The organism is Parageobacillus caldoxylosilyticus NBRC 107762 (assembly GCF_000632715.1).
GTDB classification, from domain to species: domain Bacteria; phylum Bacillota; class Bacilli; order Bacillales; family Anoxybacillaceae; genus Saccharococcus; species Saccharococcus caldoxylosilyticus.
The window spans coordinates 39,717-46,622 of record NZ_BAWO01000052.1; the positions used below are offsets into that span (position 1 = coordinate 39,717).

At 37.7% G+C, this 6,906-nt stretch carries 8 protein-coding genes; all 8 read left to right on the forward strand.

The window, feature by feature from the left end; all coding sequences use genetic code 11:
• Positions 1-104 precede the first annotated feature (104 nt).
• On the forward strand, positions 105-2,111 hold the full coding sequence (tkt, locus tag GCA01S_RS13890) for a transketolase (RefSeq protein ID WP_017435020.1): 2,007 nt from the start codon (positions 105-107) through the stop codon (positions 2,109-2,111).
• 156 nt (positions 2,112-2,267) lie between these two features.
• Positions 2,268-2,705, forward strand: coding sequence for a sporulation inhibitor of replication protein SirA (gene sirA, locus GCA01S_RS13895; RefSeq protein ID WP_017435019.1), 438 nt, complete (start codon positions 2,268-2,270; stop codon positions 2,703-2,705).
• A gap of 87 nt (positions 2,706-2,792) precedes the next feature.
• Positions 2,793-3,005 (forward strand): YneF family protein, encoded by a 213-nt coding sequence (locus tag GCA01S_RS13900; protein ID WP_017435018.1) that lies wholly within the window; start codon positions 2,793-2,795, stop codon positions 3,003-3,005.
• 185 nt (positions 3,006-3,190) lie between these two features.
• The gene (locus GCA01S_RS13905) at positions 3,191-4,096 is read left to right on the forward strand and encodes a tyrosine-type recombinase/integrase (RefSeq protein ID WP_255212292.1); all 906 of its coding nucleotides are present in this window, start codon (positions 3,191-3,193) and stop codon (positions 4,094-4,096) included.
• A 43-nt stretch (positions 4,097-4,139) separates the two neighbouring features.
• Positions 4,140-4,322 (forward strand): hypothetical protein, encoded by a 183-nt coding sequence (locus GCA01S_RS13910; protein WP_042410822.1) that lies wholly within the window; start codon positions 4,140-4,142, stop codon positions 4,320-4,322.
• Between the two features lie 305 nt (positions 4,323-4,627).
• A complete protein-coding gene (locus GCA01S_RS13915; protein ID WP_042410824.1) occupies positions 4,628-4,897 on the forward strand; it encodes a hypothetical protein in 270 nt (89 codons plus the stop codon).
• A gap of 101 nt (positions 4,898-4,998) precedes the next feature.
• Positions 4,999-5,889 carry a DUF6414 family protein gene (locus GCA01S_RS13920; protein WP_042410826.1) on the forward strand — a complete coding sequence of 297 codons (891 nt, stop codon included), beginning with the start codon at positions 4,999-5,001 and terminating at the stop codon, positions 5,887-5,889.
• A gap of 41 nt (positions 5,890-5,930) precedes the next feature.
• Positions 5,931-6,906 (forward strand): hypothetical protein (locus tag GCA01S_RS13925; protein WP_052510048.1); only part of this gene is annotated, 976 nt, incomplete at its 3' end.

The following is a 6,906-nucleotide window of genomic DNA, read 5'->3' on the forward strand; positions in this document are numbered from 1 at the left end:
AAGATGCTTTCTTTTTCTGTTTTATGCGCCACTTAATATTGTACATCTGGAGCAATTTTCTATATGATAGAATTGAAACTATGTTGATGAAAGGATGGAAAGATATGCCGCATACGATCGAGGAACTAGCGATTACAACGATCCGTACTTTGTCCATCGACGCGATCGAAAAGGCAAAATCCGGGCATCCGGGAATGCCGATGGGCGCCGCCCCGATGGCGTATACGCTGTGGACGAAATTTATGAATCATAATCCGAGCAACCCGAAATGGTTTAACCGCGACCGTTTTGTTTTATCGGCGGGCCATGGCTCGATGCTGCTATACAGCTTGCTTCATTTAAGCGGTTACGACGTTTCTATGGAAGATATTCAACAATTCCGCCAATGGGGCAGTAAAACGCCGGGACATCCGGAATACGGACATACGCCGGGAGTGGAAGCAACGACTGGTCCGCTTGGCCAAGGGATTGCAATGGCCGTTGGCATGGCGATGGCGGAGCGTCATTTGGCAGCTACATATAACCGCGAAGGTTTTGAAATTGTTAACCACTACACATATGCCATTTGCGGCGACGGCGATCTAATGGAAGGGGTCGCTTCCGAAGCAGCGTCATTAGCGGGGCATTTAAAACTTGGCCGCTTGATTGTTCTGTACGATTCGAACGATATTTCGCTTGATGGTGAATTACGTCTTTCCTTCTCCGAAAATGTACAGCAGCGCTTTCAAGCATATGGCTGGCAATATTTGCGCGTCGAAGACGGCAATGATATCGAAGAAATTGCAAAAGCGCTGGAAGAAGCGAAAGCAGATACAACCCGTCCGACGCTGATTGAAGTGAAAACGACGATCGGTTACGGCGCGCCAAATAAAGCAGGAACTTCCAATGTGCACGGCGCACCGCTTGGAGCCGAAGAGGCAAAACTGACAAAAGAAGCATATCAATGGACCTTTGCCGAAGATTTTTATGTGCCGCAAGAAGTATACGACCATTTCCGCGAAGTGGTCAAGGAAGCAGGCGAGAAAAAAGAAGCGGAATGGAATGAGCTGTTTGCTGCGTATGAGAAAGCATATCCGGATTTAGCGAACCAATTGAAATTGGCGATCAATGGCGAACTTCCAGAAGAATGGGAAAAATCGCTTCCAGTGTATGAAGAAGGGAAAAGCTTGGCAACGCGCGCCGCTTCCGGGGAAGTGATCAACGCGATTGCAAAAGCGGTTCCGCAACTATTTGGCGGTTCGGCTGACTTGGCTAGCTCCAACAAAACATTAATGAAAGGCGCGGGCAACTTTTTGCCGGAAAGCTATGACGGCCGCAACATTTGGTTTGGTGTGCGCGAATTTGCGATGGGCGCGGCTTTAAACGGAATGGCGCTGCACGGCGGTCTGAAAGTATTCGGCGGTACGTTCTTTGTGTTCTCCGATTACTTGCGTCCTGCCATCCGCCTCGCTGCCTTAATGGGCTTGCCGGTTACGTACGTGCTGACGCATGACAGCATTGCCGTCGGCGAAGATGGCCCGACGCACGAGCCGGTCGAGCATTTGGCGTCATTAAGAGCAATGCCGAATTTATCGGTCATTCGTCCGGCTGACGCGAATGAAACGGCGGCGGCATGGCGGCTGGCGCTGGAAGCAACCGATCATCCTACCGCACTGGTATTGACGCGGCAAAACGTGCCGACGCTGCCGAATACGGCAGAGCGGGCGTATGAAGGCGTGAAAAAAGGGGCATATGTGGTAGCGGAGGCGAAAAACGGCCAGCCGGAAGCGCTGCTGCTCGCATCCGGATCGGAAGTAAGCCTTGCCGTCAAAGCGCAAGCAGCACTGGCCGAAGAAGGCATTCACGTTTCCGTCATCAGCATGCCTTCCTGGGATCGCTTTGAAAAGCAGTCTGCCGATTATAAAGAACAAGTGCTGCCGCGCGCGGTGAAAAAACGGTTGGCGATCGAAATGGCCGCGTCGCTCGGCTGGGAGCGCTACGTCGGCGAGGAAGGTGATATTTTAGCGATTGACCGCTTCGGCGCTTCGGCACCAGGGGAGAAAATTATGGAAGAGTACGGATTTACGGTCGAGAATGTCGTAAAACGGGTCAAAGCATTGCTTGGCAAATAGCAAAAGAAAGCTGTCTTCGCCTTTGGGACGGAGACAGCTTTTGTTATGCAAAAAATCGACAATGTTAGTGGAAAAATTTTTCGTTAATAGACATATTTTTCTCTTTTGTTTTTTTATAATAGAAATAAACGAATAAATAGAAACGGGGGATGGGAAATGGTGCGCTATTGGATTTATTTGCTAAATGAAGAGGTGGCAAGCTATTACCGCGATCGTACGGAAAAGATTGTCGAACTATTGCGTGAGCACCAAGTCGCAAAAGCGCCGCTAAAAAGCATTTGCCGAAAACAAGTCGAATTTATTACCGAACGGTTATCGTTTTCCCGATTGGAATTAGGATTGAAACAATATTTTGCCGGCAGCGTCGGCAAAAATTTAGAGCGTAATATGTTTATATTGAAAAATGAAATCGGGGATGAAGCACTGCTTATCGTGCAAAAGCGACGCCTGCTTCTTGTCACTGACAGTCCATCAGCCGCTGACGACATTTGCCACGCGCTTGCGCAAGTTTCCCCTTCTTTTTTAGCGGTCGACGCCGATTTTGGTGACTACGGTTGGCTGACTCAACTAGCGGACAGAAGAAAATTTGCGTAAATAAAAGATTTTTGTCAGGAAATATTGTATAATACCACATGGTTTAGTACACTGTTAGATAGACAACATGAAGGAGGAAATAGCTGTATGTTGACAACGATTCTCGTTGGCATTCTAGCGCTTATTGCCGGAACGGCGCTAGGATTTTTCATTGCCCGCAAAACGATGATGAACTATTTAAAGAAAAATCCGCCAATTAATGAGCAAATGATCCGCATGATGATGATGCAAATGGGGATGACGCCATCACAGAAGAAAATCAACCAGATGATGAAAATGATGAACAATCATCTTAAATAAATGAAACGTTGATTTGATAAGGGGTTTCATATATTTGAAACAGAATCACCACAAATAATGAAATCAAAAAAAGTGTTGAATGGTGAATTTTTCTCCGTTTTGATTTCATTGTTAAAAGGTGAATCTTTCTAAAAAATCATCCTATTCGTTGAAAGATTAATCAACGAAAGGGGATGATTTTTTTGTTGCTTGAGGACATTTTAGAAGAATATGACTATTATTGCATTTCAAAAGGATTCACAAGAAAAACACTCATTAACAAGCGTCAAGAGTTGAAACAGTTTAAGCGGTTCATGACTGAAAAGCGTGGAATTGTTGAACTAGAAAGTATCACTACACACGATATTAAAGCGTACATGAGATACAAGCAGAAATCGGGCTTAAAACCGCAATCTATTGTATCTATGATGAAAATGATTCGAGCGTTTTTTTCTTGGTGTGAAAAAGAGGAATATATCAAAGAAAATATAGCGAAAAAAGTTGAATTGCCGCGCGTACCGAAAAAAATACTGAAGGGTTTCACGACAGAAGAAGTTACAAAGATGATTCATTCGTTTAGTTATAAAAACTATTTTGAAGCAAGAAATAAAGCGATTATAGCCATGCTTGCAGATACCGGATTACGTGCATTTGAAATAAGAGGTCTTGAAGCAAAAAACGTCAAAGAAAATACAATCCTTGTCAACGGTAAAGGCAATAAAGAGAGATATATATTCATCAGCCCCGCATTGAAAAAAATTTTGATTCGATACGAGCGGATACGGAAAGAATATTTCAAAGACAAAAACGTGAATGAAAAATACTACTTTCTTTCATACAAAGGCGATCAAATTTCACATGTCGGGCTAGGAAATATCGTGAAAGAAGCAGGAGAACGTGCAGGGATACGAGATAAAAGAGTCAGTCCGCATACGTTTCGCCATTTTTTTGCCGTTCAATGTATTTTGAACGGGATAGACATATATACGCTTTCTAAACTTCTCGGTCATTCTGATATTTCAACAACACAAAGATATTTGCAATCGCTTGAGGATTTTCAACTTATTGAAAAAGCTATGCCATCGAGCCCGCTAATGAACATAAAAATTTAAGCGGGAGGGATGCAAAATCACGTATTGGAAGGGTAGTGATGAAATGAAAACGGTGAAACTCACAGAGCAAGAACTGGCTACATTGAAAACAGCCCTCACAATGCAAATTAAATCAATTGATAATGAAATTCGCCAATTGCAATCAAAAGGGTATATTTCTTCATCACTTCTTGAAATCAAACAGCAATACGAGCAAGCATTTGAAGTATTAAATTTTGCACAGTAAAAAAATCAGGAGTGGATACCACAAATATCCACTCCTAATGACAAGTCTAAATTCACAAAATTATTCATATGTATTACTTTTATTATTATTTTTTAAATGGTAAAATTTCACTTACAAATGATTCATTTAACAGATGATTCGGAATATAAAGCGAGAGCATAAAATTCAATTGGAGCATTGTATAGAAGAAACTTGATGCTAAGTATTTGCAGATTGTTAATGATGGTGTGTAAAACAAAAGTCAAATTTTGATGGAACATTAAATAATTAATGATTTTATTTAAATAGTAAAAGGAGTTATGATTATGAGAGTATCAAGTATTAAAATTTATAGCAACGATGATGTTATTGAAAGAGTTAGAGTTTCTAATAATATTAGAACTGTGGAGATCAAAATTGGTAAAGAAATGGTGGTTAAGCCGCTTAGTAAATTAAAGAAGAAACACCGAGATAGAAGAGGTATAATTACAAAAATTATACCTGATCAAAAAGATGGGGTAAGAGCATTAATGAAGTTTACAGATACCAACAGAATTGGAAAAGTAGATGTTGTCGATTTAGATAATTTACAATAAGGGAAGTTTTTTGATGGTGGTAAAGCAGTAAAATTAGCGACATCGGTGTTAAAATGAAAGAATCCTTTTATCAGTATTTAAAATAGAAAAGGGGATAAGATATGTCAGAAACAAAAGAAATTTTACCAATAACTATTTATCTAAATCAAAAAATAGTGTTTGATTTGTTAGCTGTAATTGATGATGGTTTTTCTCAAGTAACTAAATTAAATATCTCTAATCAAGAAGGAAAAAAGAATGGAGTAGATGGTAGTGCTGAAATTGGAATAAGTAATGCATTTGGATTATTTGGAGTTAAATCAAAGATAAATGCAAGAAAAGAAAAAACACAAACAGAATCCTCTTCAAAGTCAGAAGAAAAAGTTCACACTCCAACGTCTCTTTTTGTAAAATTACTTTCTTATTTAGAGGAGAAAAACCTTGTTAAAGACATTAACAATAAAAGCGATTTAATTAATTTAAAATCAGGAGAGTTTGTAAGATTTAATAGTACATTAGAACAAAATCCTTTAGTTTCGCTCTTAGAGTCGTTAGAACAAATAGGAGTTATGGCAATAAGATTTGAAAGTGAAAGTAAAAAGAAAAGCAAAGCTCAAAAAGAAAATCAAAATATATTAAAACAAATTAAAGGCATGAGAGAAAGTTTAACTCAACATGATATGATTGATTTAATTAGTACAATAAAAACTTCTCATGAAACAATAAAAGCAGTATTACCTGTATATATTGATTTTTTCTTTAATAGAAGTATGAATGAAATTATAGATGGAAACTATACTGTAGTGGGAAAAGTGGTAAAAGTAGTATTAGATCAAACTGATAGTATAAATTTGTTTAGAAATACAGGTTTTAAATTATTCAAACAAAATGCTTTAGAAGAAATGTTCACTTCATTTAATGATCAAGTAGATGAACAATTAGAATTACCAGAGATAATAACAAGAATTAATGAACCTGCCTTACTAGTTATTCCGATTGCAATATATTCATAACCATTTAAATGAAATTATAGTTTTATAAGGGGTAATAAAATATGTTTTTTAATAAAGATTTTTTCAATCAATTGAACCAAACTCAAAGGATGTTACAAAATATGATTAGACCTTTTCCTCAATCTATAATTGAACAGCAGAAAATGTTTTCAAAAGTAATTAATCCTCCATATACATATATAAGAAAAATTATTCCTCAATCTATAATTGAACAACAGAAATTGTTTTCAAAAATAATTAATCCATATATAACAGAAATTGCAAAAAGTTTAAAAAAAATAGCTGATGGTATTAAGGAAACGGAAGAGGATATTAAAACTTTTAAAGTTGCTATAGTTGAATTAGGATATCCTCCACACGAGTCAATTGACATAAGAAAATTAAGGTATATAGCACGAGATTATAGAGATAATGGAAAAGAGCATGTAGAGAAGTATATAGATGAATTTATGCTTTCATTCTATGATAGTCAAATGTTAAATAATATTTCTTTAGAGTGGGAAGATATAGAACATATTAAAAAGAGACTTCCTTTACTGCGAAATTCTATTATGGCATATAATCAAGGAATGTATGATTTAGTCGTCCCATCTCTGTTATCTCAATTTGAGGGAATAATAGTTGATGGTTTTAGGATTAAAGGATATGTAAATGGTGCTATTATTTCGATATTACTAGATTATCTTTTACTAAAAAATCGAGATTACAATTCTTCGTTATCATTTGATGATGCTATTCATAAATATTACTCTGAAAAGATATTGGCTAGTTTTGAACATGGAGCTAGTATAAAGTCTGATGTAAGTAGAAATGCCATCTTGCATGGGGCAGATACAAATTTTGGGAAGCAGACTGTAGCTCTTAAAGTTATTTTGCTTATGGATTATATAATTAGATCAGTAGATAATTTAAAAGAAGAAACAATAATTCTTGCACAAAAAGAAATTGAAAAATACAGAAAAAGCGAAAGAAGGAAATCGAGAAATAAGCGGAAATTAGCAAAGCAAAATGCTCGAA